Consider the following 12,994-nt stretch of genomic DNA (forward strand, 5'->3'; position numbering starts at 1 on the left):
AGGAGAAAAAATTTAATGTTTAAATCTAATGAATATAAGGCTTATGGCTCAATCCGTAAAACGAAAGTAGCTGGTGCTTGTGGAGTTATTTTAGCGTTCGCTATGATGGCTATGGTTGCTAATGGGAATGTTTCTGCTGATGAAGTAAAACCTTCAACTCCTGCAACTACTGAAGTTGCAAAACCTGCTTCAACTCCTGAAGCACCTAAAACTGAAGCTAAAACAGAAGCTAAAACAGAAGCTAAAGTAGAAGCTAAGAAAGAAGAAACAGTTAAACCTGTTGAAACTCCTGATTTAGATTCTACTGTTGAAAAAGCTAAAAGCGTTGGTATTAAAGTAACTGAAACAGAAAAAGTTGGTTATGATACTGAAGAAGAAGCTAAAGCAGATGAAAAAGCGCAAGTTGAAGAAATTGGTAAGAAGATTGCTGAAAAAGAGCAAAATACCAAAGAAATTAAACAAGCTGAAGCACAAAACAGTAAAATCAAAGCTGAAAATAAATCTGTAATGGAAAAAGCAGGTTTGAAACATACTGGCGATTATCCAAAAGATAAGAAAACAGTTGATGGTTATAATGCGCAAACTAAAAAAGAAAATCAAGTAAATGAAGCTAAGTTCAAAAAAGACAAGTTGGAAGCTGAAAAAATCAAGGCTAAAGATAAAGCGATTATGGAAGCAAAAGGCTTGAAATTTACTGGTAACTATGCGCAAGATCAAAAGACTGTTGATCAATGGAATAAAGCTAATGCAGGTAAGGTTATCAAGTCAATTCAAACTGGTTTGAGTGCGACTAGTGGTACAACATTTGAAGTTGTATCAGGTGCAACCAAAGTGACTGCTCCTTCTCGTACAAACAAAGTTATTCAAGGTCGTGATTTAGATACGAACTTGGACGCAAACTTTGATAACGTGTTCCTTTTTGATGATAAGAGTGGAACAGCTAAAATCAAGGTTAAAAACACTTCACATGGTGATGTTACTTTGACATTTAGTAATGTAACTCCATCACCTGATTCTGCATTTACAAGTAGTTATGTTGCTTTGTGGTCTGCTGAAGATGGTGGTATCGGTTATGGAGTATTTACTGGTGCTGGTTCAGGTGCAAATGCTGGTGGTGGTGTAGATGGTCAAAGTGGCTATGCTGGATCAGGAGCATATTATGATGAACGTAATGGCTGGGTGAAAATGGTAACTGTTGGAGTAGAAACTGACGCTACTGATGTTAGTGAAGTGACTATCAATGATGTTGATAGTAATCAAGTAATTGATGTATCTAGCATTGATGGTGCTAAAGTGACAACTGGTAAGAATATCACACAAAGTGGTAACTCATTTACTGCTAATGATGAAGCAGAATCACAAAGTACAGCAGGTGTGCTTGATTCTAACGGTATTGGTTGGTCTTTTGCAAAAGGTCAAAAAATCAATTTCAGTTTCATTCATTCAAATACTGCTGATACTTCATTATCTATCGTAGGTGGATTGTTTGGTCGTGCTTCTCAAAAAGAAATTAAGGAAAAACCAATTTCTATTGAGAAATATAATGATCCAAAATACACTCCTAAACCTGTAATTTCTATTAAGCCTTACGTTCCTGTTCCTAAAGAGAAAAAAGTGGAAGTAGAATATCATAAGACTTATGTTAAGGAAGTTCCTCCTACTCCTGAAACTCCTAAAACACCATCTGAAAAACCAAAAGAACAAAAACCATCATTACCGAATACTGGTACTGCTGAATCTTCACTTGGTATTTTTGGTGTAGCTGGTGTAATGGCAACTATTCTTGGTGTAGCTGGTCTTAAACGTAAAGAAGATTAGTCTATCTGTTAAGGGCGATTAAAACAGGAAAATCGCCCTTTTTAATTTTGAAAATTTTTAAAATAGAAAAGGAAAAAAATAAAATGAAAATTGAAAACTTTAAATTCAATCCTGAAGCTATTGGGAAAGCAAATTATGTTGGTTCTGAAAAAGCTCCAGCAATTATTGAAGGTAAACCGTTTGATGGAACACGACATATTGTTATGAACGCAAAACATGGTCAGTTTTCTATCATCACTCCAAAAGATATGGCAACTTATAAGGTAAATGAAGAAGTTGAAGCTATTGAACCATTTTTCTTGGAAGATTATGTAGAAGGTACAAATTTCTCTGCTTCAACTAATGTATTGGCTAAAGGACTTAAACGTGTAGGGGGTAACAAATAATGGTTAAAAACGGACTAGAACTTGGAAAACGTGTAGAAATTCTTTCAAAAAAATATCGTACTTTGAATGATTTGTTGTTAAATCCAAAAGAAGTTTTGGGTACTTGTAAATTCATTAAGAATGAAGGTGCTCAATTTGTAAACATTAATCTTGAAACTGGTGAAGGTGATTATGATGGAGTTGAAGTTCTTGTATATTCAGAAGGTCAAGAAGATGTTATTTTCTTGAAAGTAACTGAACAATCAGAAGAAGAAATTAACGCTTTGAATTTTGGTTATCAAGAAGTTGTTGATTTTGATACTTTGCTTATTGCATATCATGGTATGCGTAAGGCTGATCGTAATCAGGTTGAACCTAACAAGCACCGTTTCGTTTTTGTAGTTGATAAACTTAAAAAAGTTGGTGGTACTCAATCTAAACAAGAACAGAAACAAGAACAGAAACAAGAACAAAAGCAAGAACATAAAGGCTAGTTTGTAAAGGAGAAAAGATATGGGTTTATTTCCTGCATACAGGGGAATTAAGATTAAGCCTTATATGGTGAATCTTAGATACTTTATCTTTTCTTTTTTCTTTTTGTTATTATCGCCTGTGCTTGTATTTTATGGCTATTTAAACTTTGAGAAAATAAAGAGTTTAGATATACCAGCTATTATTATTTCTGTGATTTTGTTGATAGTAGTTGTAGTCTTGAGTATTTATTTAACATGGCTTTCACAAGAAAGAGTGTTTTTCTTTCAAGTTTTAGAAAGACTTTCTAAACTAGCTTTCTTTTTGAAAGAGAATGGCTATACCTATATCAAAAAGATTAAAACTGATTCAGGTACTAGAGATAAAGTTGTGTTTCCTGTTGTTTATATGAAGCAGAATCGTTATGATTTGGAAGTTGCTTTTAAAATGGCAGGAAATAAGTTTCAAGAGAAATTTAAGAAGATTGGCAGTGAGTTAGAAACAACGTTCTTTATGGACTTTATGGAAGTTCAGGACGATATTAAGTTCAAAACTTATAAACTGGCCTATTCTGCTTTCTTGAATCGTATCAAAGTAACTGATGTAAATTATTCTGATAAGGGTATTCAACTGATGAAGAATCTCTATTGGAATCCTGTTGACGATCCTCATTTGCTGGTAGTCGGTGGTACTGGTGGTGGTAAGACTGTTCTATTAAGAACATTGATTCGTGCTTTAGCAAAAGTAGGTGTAGTTGATATTGGCGATCCAAAACAAGCTGACTTTGTAACAATGGCAGAACAGAAGGCTTTTGAAGGTCGAATTTCATATAGTGCTGAAGATATAGTAGCTATGATTGAAAGAGCAGTAGATATTATGTTTGCACGATATGCCTATATTCGTAAAAAACGCGCTGAAAATGGTGATAAGGATATGAAGAAGTATTATGAGTACGGTTTAGAGCCTTATTTCCTAGTGTGTGATGAATATAATGCTTTGTGTGCTATGTTAGACTTTCAAACTAGACAGCGCTTAGATAATGCTATGAGCCAATTCTTGCTTCTTGGAAGGCAAGCTGGGTGTTTTGGAATCCTAGCTATGCAGAAGCCTGCAAGAGAAGATTTAGGTTCAAAATTACAAGCTAACATTAACTTTCGTATTTCTATTGGTCGATTGGACGAGATTAGTTATGATCTAACGTTTGGTGATGTCAATAGAAATAAAGAATTTAAGTATGTGAAGTTTGTAGGTGGTAAGCGTGTCTATGGTCGTGGTTATGCCTGTGTCTATGGAGAAGTGGCAAGGGAATTCTATTCACCATTGCTTGAAAAGAAATTCTCTTTCTATGATGAATTTGAGAAGATTGAAAGACGAGAAAATCCTTTCAATCCTTTAGAAAATCCTGAAGCTGTGCTTTCTGAAGAAGAAAAACAAGCGTTACAGGAAGAAATGCAGGCTAAAGAAGAACTAGAAAAAGGAACTGTTAAAAAAGCTAGTCCTGAATTGGTTCAAGAATTGTTGTCTAGTAAGCAAAAAGAGAATGAAGAAAATGATAATCCTGAAGGTGTTTATCTATCAGACTTCGCTTTAGAAAAAGGTGTTCGTTCTAATATTTTGAGAAATGTTATTCAAAAAATAGAAGAACAGGGGACTTATTCATTTGAGCGTAAAGAAGGTAAAATCTTTATAGATAAAGATTCGGAGGAATTACTTTCAAAAATGATAGATGATAGAGAAGAATCTAATAAAAGTTGGAGTGAGTTAGTTTCCGAATACTTTGGAGATTAACCTTTCCTTTTTGTTAGAATAGTGTTGGTGCCCCTTTTTAGGGGCATTTTTTATTAAGTATAGTCCAGCTAAAAATGTAGGTGCAAAGCAGGGGTGAAGCCGTAGGCGAACCCATGCAACGCACCGACCGCATTTTTGGCTGGACTATATTTATTAACCCACCTATTCTAATAGGTGGGTAACAAAAGTTACAAAATACACTTCACGCTTAGAGCTACAAGGTTTGAAGGTGTGTCCTTTTAGTGTTTTTTTGTGTCCCTTTTGGTGAAAAAATGGAGTTTTAAAGGAGAAATGGAAGGAAAAGAATTAAAAGATTTTAGAAAAGAACTAAAAATGACAAGAAAAGAGTTATCAATTAAGACTGGTATTCCTGTTTCTACGATAAAGGCTTATGAAAATGGATATAGAACTTTGAAGAAAGAAGATTTTTTAGAAATAAAAAGTCACTTTACTTTAAAAAAGTGTGATAAAGAATTGACAAGATATATGATTGACTATTTCAGATTTACGCTTCATAAGGAAAGTGATGTTTACTATGTAGCTAAAAAATTTTTTGGATTTGATATTATGCTGAATCCTGAAACAACTTCATTTATGAAATATGAATTGCTGTATCGTTATGGTGATATTTGGTTTTTTGGTTTTAATTCATCGTTTAGTGAGAATGGAGAAGATAAAGATAGAATTACCGTACAATTAAGTGGTCAAGGTTGCAGGCAGTTAGAACTGTATCTTGAAAGTGAAAATATAACATGGATAGATTTTATAAAAAGGTTGAAACAAAATTATGGAGAAAATTTTAGTGTTACTAGAATAGATATTGCAGTTGATGAAATGGCTATGGAAGATACAAAAGAAAATTTTGACTTATCATCACTAATAACAAGGTATTATAATCAAGATATTGTTTCGCCTTATTTAAAGAATTTTTCATTTGTTGGTGGTGGTGGATTTGATTTTGAGAATCCACTAGAAACAGAAAATAGACAAGGGTTATCCATTTATTTAGGTAGTCGGCAGTCTGAAATGTACTTTAACTTTTATGAAAAGAGATATGAGATAGCGAAGAAAGAAGGTATAAGTGTATCGGATAGTGTAAGGTTGTTTGGAATATGGAATCGTTATGAGGTGCGATTTTCACAAGGTAAGGCAAGGTCATTTATTTCAGAAATTTTAACTGGTGCTGATATTGCTGAACTAACAAGGTCGATATTTCAAGGTGCGATTCAAATTTATGACGGAACTGATGAACATGGTTTTAGGAAGTTTGATAGTAAGTGGCAACGACTTTTTGGAAATAATGAAGCAGTTAGGTTATCTGTAAGTCCTGAACCCTATACTGTTGAAAAAACAATTAGATGGTTGGTAGAAAGAGTTTCTAATTCCCTGGTATATGTTTCTGAAATTGATCGCTTGTTTATGCAAGAGAATATGAAGAAGATAATGGAATCAGGGGAGATAACTCCTAGACAAAGGAAACAACTTGACTTTCTACAAAGTCAGTTAGGAAGGATAGAATGATTGAGTATAAACAGATTGAGAAAATTGTGTATTTAATTCCTGCAAGAAATTTTTATGATGGTTTGACTGATAGTAAGATTGCTAGAGATTATCAAAATTATATTGAGTTTCAATCACAAAAATATAATCAGACTAAAAAAAGGGAAGATTGGTATGAATTGAAGCGTTTGATTGATGAATACGAATCATACCTAGCAGGTCAGATAGATGTGAAAAGAAAATTGTTATGGTTTGGTTTATTAAGAAGGAATAAAGAAGAAATGGAAGCTGAATGTTTAAATTTGATTCACCGATTCCATTTAGAAAGATGGGTTTGATGATGGGAATTATAAGAGGAATATTTAAGATCATACATTATTTGATTTTAAATTCTATTTTAGGATTGTTTATGTCGCTGTTAGCGTATGTTTTGATAGGGAATGTTAAATTCTCTATCTTGTTATTTCTGATGTTTTTTGTAGGTTGTTTATTTGTTGAATGAAAAGGAAGGTTTTTATGGAGTGAAAATTAAGAAGCGTTCTCCTGCATGATAGCTGGAAAAAAGTAAAAGCTAAAAAAATAGAAAATGAGGTATAAAAAAATGGCTTTAAGTGGAAAAGATAAACAAGTTATTGAATTAGCTTTGGAACTTGGTAAGAAATTGAAGGATCAAGAATTTAAGCAAGCATGGACTTTAGCTGGTGAGTTAAGTGCGCTTCTTAAAAATACTGATGATTTGAGCCTTCCATATCAAGTGATCGAATGTATCAAGAAAGATGTATCAAGTTACTATTCAATGAATCAAGAATATAACAAAGTAACGAATCGTGCGTTTGCGATTGGCTCTAGCTTTGAGCGTTCAGCTTCAATTTAATTAAAATGGTAAAGGAAGTCAAGGTTGGCTTCCTTTATTTGTTTGGAAGGAGATAGAAAATGAGTATTAAAGTTATTTATGATAGCTATTCTGATATTTGTAAAGACTATGTTTATGGAAAAAGATTTCTTGACGAGCCTGATATTGTTATTGAAAAGTTAAATGAACATTTTGATGGTGTTGAATTTGAGCAGTTTGATGGTTGCAATCCTGATAATGTTTATATCAATTCATTTACAGAAGTTGATACAAAAGAAGCATTAATTGATTTTGCTGGTATTTTAGATCATGGAGAATATGAGCACTTATTGAATGAAGAACGTTTATCTGCTTATGTAGAAGAAAATGAAGATGAAATTGTTAGTCGCATAGAGGATTCATATACTTTTCTTGGTCATGAAGGCGATAGCTGGTACTTCTTGCAATAAAGAATAGCTGGTATTGAATATGGCTTCAAGAGTTTTAATTAAGAATCCAAAAAATGGAAGGCAGGCTTGGTTTAGCTTGCCTTTATATTTTGGAAAGTTGTCAGTGATTGGAATGAGTGGTTCTTATGATGATCAAATTGAAATTGTTGATTATGAGGGTACTTCATTCATTGGATATGGTTTATTTACTGTTGCTGATTTGGAACAGTTAAATAAGCAGGTAGAAGGTTAGTAAAGGAAGGTGAAAGATGGAATTAACAGCTTTGATTATGGATAATCGGTCAAAGAAGGCGAGACAATTTTCTTTACCTGTTGCTCCTGAAAAAATCGCTTCTGAATTTGGATATGATAAAGAGGAGATACTTTTTACGATTCAATCTATTGAAGAATTACCTAAACTGAAGGTGGAAGGTGCTACGTTATCAGATGTAAATAAACTTGCTAAAAATTTAGAGTTTGTTTACGAAGAAAAGGTCTTAACGTATATTGAATTGGGAAATACTGACCTATCAGATTTATTGAATTTTGATTTTTTGGATTGTGCATTATATCCTGAAATTCATAACGATCTTCAGTTAGGAATGTATTTAGTTAAGGAAAATGGTTTTAATTTAGCCTTGTTTCTAAAATATTTGGACTATGAAAAATATGGTCATGATGTTCGTTTAGAAGAAGGTGGTAGCTTTACTGATAGAGGTTATTTTTTACCTAAAGCAGATAGGCTATAAGATTTTTAGGAAGGAGAAAACAAAAAATGGATTTAATGGCTTTAGTTATTTATAAAGGTGTTGCTAGACGAGTCCTGCTTCCAATTTCTAGTGAAGAACTTTCTGAACGCTTTGGCTATGAAGGTCAAGAAATTGAGGTTACGTTTGATTCGATTGAGGGATTGCCTGATTTGGATTGTGAACGCTTGACCTTAGATTTAGCGAATGAACTTGCTGAAAATTTGGAAGATGTAGATGAAGATATTGTTTTATCATTCATTGAATCAGATAGCTCTGATCCGAAGGCTTTAGCAAATGCTGAATTTGATGATTGCTGGTTATATCCTGATGTTGCAACTGATAGAGATTTAGGTCAATATGTTGTAGAAGAATTGGGTGTTGAATTGTCAAGGGAACAATTAGAACGCTATTTAGACTATGAAAAGTATGGTCGTGATGTTCGCCTATCAGAAGGTGGTAGCTTTGTTGATAAAGGTTACTTTGTATCAAGATGATAGCGAATATCAGGGTTCTGAATGAAGGCAATTTCGATTATCTTTGTGAGTTAGATATTATGAAGCATAGTCAAGAGCAGATTGTTGCAAGATTGAAAGAATTGGGAATTGATAAAGGGAATTTCTTTGTATGTGGTATTACTGATTGGGAAGTTGATAAGATCATGTCGCTGGACGAGGTTTACTTGCTGAAAAAAGCAGTCCTTGATTTGTATGATGGTGATGATTATGTTGTGAGATTTCAGTTACAGCGATATGTTCCTATCAAAAAGATTGTTTCAACCTATTATCAATTCTGTTCTAAAGATGAAGTAGCAACTGTGATTCAACTTTCAAAGAATTTAGATATCGGTCTTTTGATAAATTATTTTTTTAAATGTGGAAATTGGGTGACAGCATTTCAAGGTTTTGTTGAGCAAGGTGAAGTGCTGAATACTCCAAAAGGATTTTATAGAAAGGTTTCTTTTGAATGAGAAATGTGTTTTTAAAGAAGCCACGCAAAGACAAACAACTGACAGTTAAGAAAATCAGTCAGAAAAAATCGAATCTGATTTTCATGATTAGCTTGGTTGGTTTCGTCTTGTTTTGTGGTTTAACCATGTTTGTTTCAATAGCAACTACTGCGAAGATGAAAGCAAGGCTTTCTGAAGCACCTGTGGTGGAAGCTAAAAAAGAAACAGATCGTACCTTGGAACAGTTCCTAGATGGATATGTAAGTAGATACTTTACATATAATTCAAAAAGTGGCTCTGCTGATGAAGATGTCGCAAAGTTGAATGATTACTATGGAAGTGTTCCTGATGTGAAGAATCAAGGTCAGACGAAGCAGGAGATGAATATTGTTAGTGCTAGAATGTTGAGTGCTAAAGATGGTGTCGCTGTTTATCGTGTGATCTATGATACGAAGAAAGATGATAAGAATCAACGTGTAGGAATTGAATTTACGATTCCATACGGTGTGAAAGATGGCAAGTATTATATAAGTGGTTTGCCTTGGTTCTCTCCTGTGAGCGATTTTAAAGCTGAAGGGGTGGATAAAGAGAATCATGTATCGCTGTTAGCGAATGATGAAATGGAAGAGGGCAAGCGCAAGAAGTTGGTATCATTCTTGGAATTGTTCTTTAAGAATTACACTACCAGTCAAGCAAACTTAGATTTGATTTCTAATGGAATTAAGTCTATTGGTGGTGCAACGTTTAAGAGTTTAGATTATACCTACTTAAAAGAGAAAGATGGGAAAATCTATGCTTATTCGCAAATTACTCTTGATGTTGCAGGTACAACTCATAGTGAAAACTTTAGCTTTGAGTTAAGAGAAGATAAAGATAGCTATTTTGTAGAAAAAATGGATCATACGATTCCAGCAGACTTCAATAAAAAAGATGATGATAAAGGAGAATAGAACAAATGGCATTATTTCAATTTTTAGTAGCAAAACTTGGTATTCCAGCAGTAGCATTTTTCGCTGGTACGAAGGCTCTTAAAGCGTGGAAGGATCAAAAAGTTGGAACGATTGTAGGAACAATTCTGATTGCTGGATTCATTATTTATTTCATGGATAACCCTGAATCAGTCTTGCGTGCAACGAATACTATTTGGTCTAAAGTGCTTGAAGTATTCAAGTAGGTCAACTTTATGAAGCGTGAAGATAAAAAGCTGTATGTTTATACTACCGCATTTAGACAACCTATATGGGTACACAAGATCAATGAAGATTTTAGTTTGCCTTTTGCTCTCAAAATGTCAACTATTATCTATGCTCTAGTAAGTTTCGCTTTATCGTGGTTCTTGCTAGGGTATGTACCTTTTTTGGATTGGGGTTTTCGATTCATGGGTTCATTGTTCATTGGCTGGTGGTGTGGAAATTTACTAGCTGAAAATAAAATTGATGGTAAAACATTGTTTCGTTTCTTAGTTGATTATTTTAAATTTTGGATAGAATATGACAGTAAGAGAAGTTCAATGTATTTATGTAAAGGTAAAAAATATGAGAAAGTGAGAAGAATCTACCGTGGAATTAACGAATAATATTTGGGCGATAGATGATAGCTTGATTCTCTTGAAAGATGGAAGTGTGCTGGCTGTATTTGAAGTTGAGCCACAAGTGATCAATACTATTGAAGATGGTGAGAAAGAAGATTCAAAAGATTTAGTATTCAATTACTTATCAAGTATTGCTAATTATAGTGATTTTGGAATCTATACTCTGAATTTTGACTTAGAGTTGGCAAAGAAAATTGAGTTACTTTCTCATGATATTGAGCAGGATGTTGGTACTAGTCCATTGGCAAATTATGTGATTTCTAATATGGCTGATCGCTTAGAAGAAGAAGTTACATATTTGCTGGAATCAAAAGATTATCTAGTAGTGCCTTTGAAGTCGGTCAATGTATCGTCTGATTTTAAAGTGACGGTCAAGCAGTCTGTTGCTAACTTTAGAAAATCAGTCATGAAAATGGTTGGTTTTGAAGAATTACCGAAGGTCGATTGGTCGAAGGAATGGCAAGATCAAAAAGAATTGATTCAAACAAAATTACACGCTTTGAATATTCAAGAAGTTGTGAAAGAAGATTTGATGTTGTTGAATCGGATTCATTTCTTGAATGGTCAATACTATGATAAAGATAGTGAAATTATCGCCCTTCAAAATTCGATTGAGAATGTTGATGAAACAATCATTGAAATTGGATCAGGTAACGCTTTGAAACTGGTCAATGGTGAAGAAGAAAGCTTTGTAGCAACTATTCCTGTATATGCTTATCCAAAGAATGTTTCTTACTTGCACTTAGCAGAAGAAATTAAGAATATTGGTTTCCCTGTAAATAGTGCTTTGAAAGTGAAATTCTCAACTAAAAGTGGAATCTATTCTTTGAATACAAGAGCAAGAAATAAGCGTAAGAATCTTGGAAATACTGTTACTGAAACAGCAGAGAATGATGATGTTCAAAAAATCGAAGTGTTGGAAAGTTATCAGTTACTAGAAGATTTTCAAGAGAAGTACGATAACAAAGAACCTATGGTTACATTCCTTCACTTGTTACAGATTACTGGTGATAGCATTGAAGAATTGAATGTTAAGTATGATATTTTAGCTTCAAAATTGAAAGATATGGAAGTTGAAATTGTGAAGGCTGTTGCTGATCAGGTGTATCTATTCTATAAATTCAGAATGACTGAATTAATTGATAGTGATAGAGAAGGGTATTTACAATATTCAAGCCTGCGTGGTCTTTGTGAGAATCTGTTCTTTACAAAGAAAAAAGTAGGTACTGATGTTGGCTTCCCTATTGGTCGAATTGATAAGAATATCGCTTCATGGTATGGAGATTTTAAACGTGCATTAGATAATAGTACGAATGTTGTATTTACTAACTTATTACAAGCCAATAAAATTGGTGTGCATGGTAAAGAAACAAGCAATCCTCATACTGCAATTACTGGTGCAACTGGTAACGGTAAGTCATTCTTGACAAAATTACTTTTTACTTACCATTCATTGTTAAAAGCAAAAGTTCTGTATGTTGATCCAAAAGCTGAAATGCGAACACAATATCTATCTGTGTTAGCTGATTTGGAAGAAAAAGGTAAGTCTGAAGAATTACAAGAATACATACGATCTATTCGCTTTATTACTTTGGATATGCGTAAGGAAGAAAATAAAGGTGTTCTTGATCCATTCTCATTTTTGGAAGATGAAGGTGAGTTAACGGAGTTAGCAACCGTACTTGTCGGCTCTGTATTGGATAAAGATACTTATATCAAGGTTCAACCTTACCTGTTAGATTCACTTGATAAAGTGATTGATCGTAGAAAAGCAGGTGAAAAGGTTGGAATGTTACAAGTGTTTGATGAATTGGAAAAATCATCTAAAGAGGAAGTTTCAACTGCTGGATATTTCTTGAAGCGAATTTCTAAAAATTCATTGTTATCATTGTGTTTCTATGATGGTAGTCAAGGAGTTCTAAAGACTGATGAAAAGACAATAATTGTTGAAATTGCTGGTCTTGATATGCCAAAAGGTACTGATAAAGATGAAATGACTGAAACACAATTAAGAAGTTTGACTGTTATGTATGCTTTGACCTATTTCTGTGCAATCTTTGGTGAACGTGAAAAAGACAAGGAAACAATGTTATTCCTTGATGAAGCATGGCAGATTATGTCAACTCCTGCTGGGCGACAAGTGGTTAACCGTATTAAACGTACTGGACGATCATTTAATAATTTCTTGGTACTTGTCACTCAATCTGTAAAAGATTTGAAAACAAGTGATGATACAACTGGATTTGGTACAGTATTTGCGTTTCCTGAAAATACTGAAACAGAAGCAATACTGGAGCATTTAAGAGTTGAAAATGATGAATTATCAAGAGCATGGCTTGAAAATCAGACAATGGGTCAATGTATCTACTATGATACATTTGGACGTAAGGAACGTATAACTGTTGATGGTACGATCAATCCTGAATTGTTACCATTATTTAATACAGTAGATACTAAATTGGTGTCCGTTCAATAGAAGGAGGAA

16 protein-coding genes are annotated in these 12,994 nt (G+C 33.6%); all 16 read left to right on the forward strand.

From position 1 onward, the window contains the following. Positions 1-15: 15 nt before the first annotated feature. The 16 genes from QM419_RS02095 to QM419_RS02170 all read left to right on the forward strand — a co-directional run bounded on the left by QM419_RS02095 (position 16) and on the right by QM419_RS02170 (position 12,985). Positions 16-1,818, forward strand: a complete 1,803-nt coding sequence (locus QM419_RS02095) for a putative cross-wall-targeting lipoprotein signal domain-containing proteiin (RefSeq protein WP_414277717.1) — start codon at positions 16-18, stop codon at positions 1,816-1,818. 83 nt (positions 1,819-1,901) lie between these two features. Continuing rightward, a complete protein-coding gene (locus QM419_RS02100; protein WP_070800564.1) occupies positions 1,902-2,204 on the forward strand; it encodes a hypothetical protein in 303 nt (100 codons plus the stop codon). Further along, positions 2,204-2,677, forward strand: a complete 474-nt coding sequence (locus tag QM419_RS02105) for a hypothetical protein (protein WP_414277718.1) — start codon at positions 2,204-2,206, stop codon at positions 2,675-2,677. Before QM419_RS02100 ends, QM419_RS02105 begins: the two co-directional genes overlap by 1 nt. Before the next feature lie 19 nt (positions 2,678-2,696). After that, positions 2,697-4,442 carry an FtsK/SpoIIIE domain-containing protein gene (locus QM419_RS02110; protein ID WP_414277719.1) on the forward strand — a complete coding sequence of 582 codons (1,746 nt, stop codon included), beginning with the start codon at positions 2,697-2,699 and terminating at the stop codon, positions 4,440-4,442. A gap of 291 nt (positions 4,443-4,733) precedes the next feature. After that, positions 4,734-5,963, forward strand: a complete 1,230-nt coding sequence (locus QM419_RS02115; RefSeq protein ID WP_414264489.1) for a replication initiation factor domain-containing protein — start codon at positions 4,734-4,736, stop codon at positions 5,961-5,963. Beyond that, the gene (locus QM419_RS02120) at positions 5,960-6,280 is read left to right on the forward strand and encodes a hypothetical protein (RefSeq protein ID WP_414264490.1); all 321 of its coding nucleotides are present in this window, start codon (positions 5,960-5,962) and stop codon (positions 6,278-6,280) included. Before QM419_RS02115 ends, QM419_RS02120 begins: the two co-directional genes overlap by 4 nt. Before the next feature lie 263 nt (positions 6,281-6,543). Further along, positions 6,544-6,816 carry a hypothetical protein gene (locus QM419_RS02125; protein ID WP_414277720.1) on the forward strand — a complete coding sequence of 91 codons (273 nt, stop codon included), beginning with the start codon at positions 6,544-6,546 and terminating at the stop codon, positions 6,814-6,816. 59 nt (positions 6,817-6,875) lie between these two features. Continuing rightward, positions 6,876-7,244, forward strand: coding sequence for a hypothetical protein (locus QM419_RS02130; RefSeq protein WP_414277721.1), 369 nt, complete (start codon positions 6,876-6,878; stop codon positions 7,242-7,244). 19 nt (positions 7,245-7,263) lie between these two features. Beyond that, on the forward strand, positions 7,264-7,476 hold the full coding sequence (locus tag QM419_RS02135; protein ID WP_414264494.1) for a hypothetical protein: 213 nt from the start codon (positions 7,264-7,266) through the stop codon (positions 7,474-7,476). 16 nt (positions 7,477-7,492) lie between these two features. After that, positions 7,493-7,972 carry an antirestriction protein ArdA gene (locus QM419_RS02140; RefSeq protein WP_414277722.1) on the forward strand — a complete coding sequence of 160 codons (480 nt, stop codon included), beginning with the start codon at positions 7,493-7,495 and terminating at the stop codon, positions 7,970-7,972. Between the two features lie 26 nt (positions 7,973-7,998). Next, positions 7,999-8,466: an antirestriction protein ArdA gene (locus tag QM419_RS02145; protein WP_414277723.1), complete on the forward strand. Its 468-nt coding sequence runs from the start codon at positions 7,999-8,001 to the stop codon at positions 8,464-8,466. Next, entirely contained in the window at positions 8,463-8,939 is a 477-nt protein-coding gene (locus QM419_RS02150; RefSeq protein WP_414277724.1) for a hypothetical protein, read from the forward strand. Before QM419_RS02145 ends, QM419_RS02150 begins: the two co-directional genes overlap by 4 nt. Next, positions 8,936-9,868, forward strand: a complete 933-nt coding sequence (locus QM419_RS02155) for a conjugal transfer protein (protein WP_414277725.1) — start codon at positions 8,936-8,938, stop codon at positions 9,866-9,868. The genes QM419_RS02150 and QM419_RS02155 overlap by 4 nt, the downstream gene beginning before the upstream one ends. 5 nt (positions 9,869-9,873) lie before the next feature. Continuing rightward, complete coding sequence (locus QM419_RS02160) at positions 9,874-10,092, forward strand: TcpD family membrane protein (RefSeq protein WP_060553416.1); 219 nt, start codon at positions 9,874-9,876, stop codon at positions 10,090-10,092. A 9-nt stretch (positions 10,093-10,101) separates the two neighbouring features. Beyond that, positions 10,102-10,494: a TcpE family conjugal transfer membrane protein gene (locus QM419_RS02165; protein WP_060553417.1), complete on the forward strand. Its 393-nt coding sequence runs from the start codon at positions 10,102-10,104 to the stop codon at positions 10,492-10,494. After that, positions 10,478-12,985 carry an ATP-binding protein gene (locus tag QM419_RS02170; RefSeq protein ID WP_414277726.1) on the forward strand — a complete coding sequence of 836 codons (2,508 nt, stop codon included), beginning with the start codon at positions 10,478-10,480 and terminating at the stop codon, positions 12,983-12,985. Before QM419_RS02165 ends, QM419_RS02170 begins: the two co-directional genes overlap by 17 nt. The last annotated feature ends 9 nt before the right edge of the window (positions 12,986-12,994 follow it).

Origin of the sequence: Streptococcus infantis (assembly GCF_047464715.1) — a bacterium.
Lineage (GTDB): Bacteria > Bacillota > Bacilli > Lactobacillales > Streptococcaceae > Streptococcus > Streptococcus infantis_S.

Excerpts from the sequence above, each read along its gene's own strand:
- QM419_RS02095 (WP_414277717.1), top strand. The coding sequence starts at position 16 with ATGTTTAAATCTAATGAATATAAGGCTTATGGCTCAATCCGTAAAACG.
- QM419_RS02100 (WP_070800564.1), top strand. The coding sequence starts at position 1,902 with ATGAAAATTGAAAACTTTAAATTCAATCCTGAAGCTATTGGGAAAGCA.
- QM419_RS02105 (WP_414277718.1), top strand. The coding sequence starts at position 2,204 with ATGGTTAAAAACGGACTAGAACTTGGAAAACGTGTAGAAATTCTTTCA.
- QM419_RS02110 (WP_414277719.1), top strand. The coding sequence starts at position 2,697 with ATGGGTTTATTTCCTGCATACAGGGGAATTAAGATTAAGCCTTATATG.
- QM419_RS02115 (WP_414264489.1), top strand. The coding sequence starts at position 4,734 with ATGGAAGGAAAAGAATTAAAAGATTTTAGAAAAGAACTAAAAATGACA.
- QM419_RS02120 (WP_414264490.1), top strand. The coding sequence starts at position 5,960 with ATGATTGAGTATAAACAGATTGAGAAAATTGTGTATTTAATTCCTGCA.
- QM419_RS02125 (WP_414277720.1), top strand. The coding sequence starts at position 6,544 with ATGGCTTTAAGTGGAAAAGATAAACAAGTTATTGAATTAGCTTTGGAA.
- QM419_RS02130 (WP_414277721.1), top strand. The coding sequence starts at position 6,876 with ATGAGTATTAAAGTTATTTATGATAGCTATTCTGATATTTGTAAAGAC.
- QM419_RS02135 (WP_414264494.1), top strand. The coding sequence starts at position 7,264 with ATGGCTTCAAGAGTTTTAATTAAGAATCCAAAAAATGGAAGGCAGGCT.
- QM419_RS02140 (WP_414277722.1), top strand. The coding sequence starts at position 7,493 with ATGGAATTAACAGCTTTGATTATGGATAATCGGTCAAAGAAGGCGAGA.
- QM419_RS02145 (WP_414277723.1), top strand. The coding sequence starts at position 7,999 with ATGGATTTAATGGCTTTAGTTATTTATAAAGGTGTTGCTAGACGAGTC.
- QM419_RS02150 (WP_414277724.1), top strand. The coding sequence starts at position 8,463 with ATGATAGCGAATATCAGGGTTCTGAATGAAGGCAATTTCGATTATCTT.
- QM419_RS02155 (WP_414277725.1), top strand. The coding sequence starts at position 8,936 with ATGAGAAATGTGTTTTTAAAGAAGCCACGCAAAGACAAACAACTGACA.
- QM419_RS02160 (WP_060553416.1), top strand. The coding sequence starts at position 9,874 with ATGGCATTATTTCAATTTTTAGTAGCAAAACTTGGTATTCCAGCAGTA.
- QM419_RS02165 (WP_060553417.1), top strand. The coding sequence starts at position 10,102 with ATGAAGCGTGAAGATAAAAAGCTGTATGTTTATACTACCGCATTTAGA.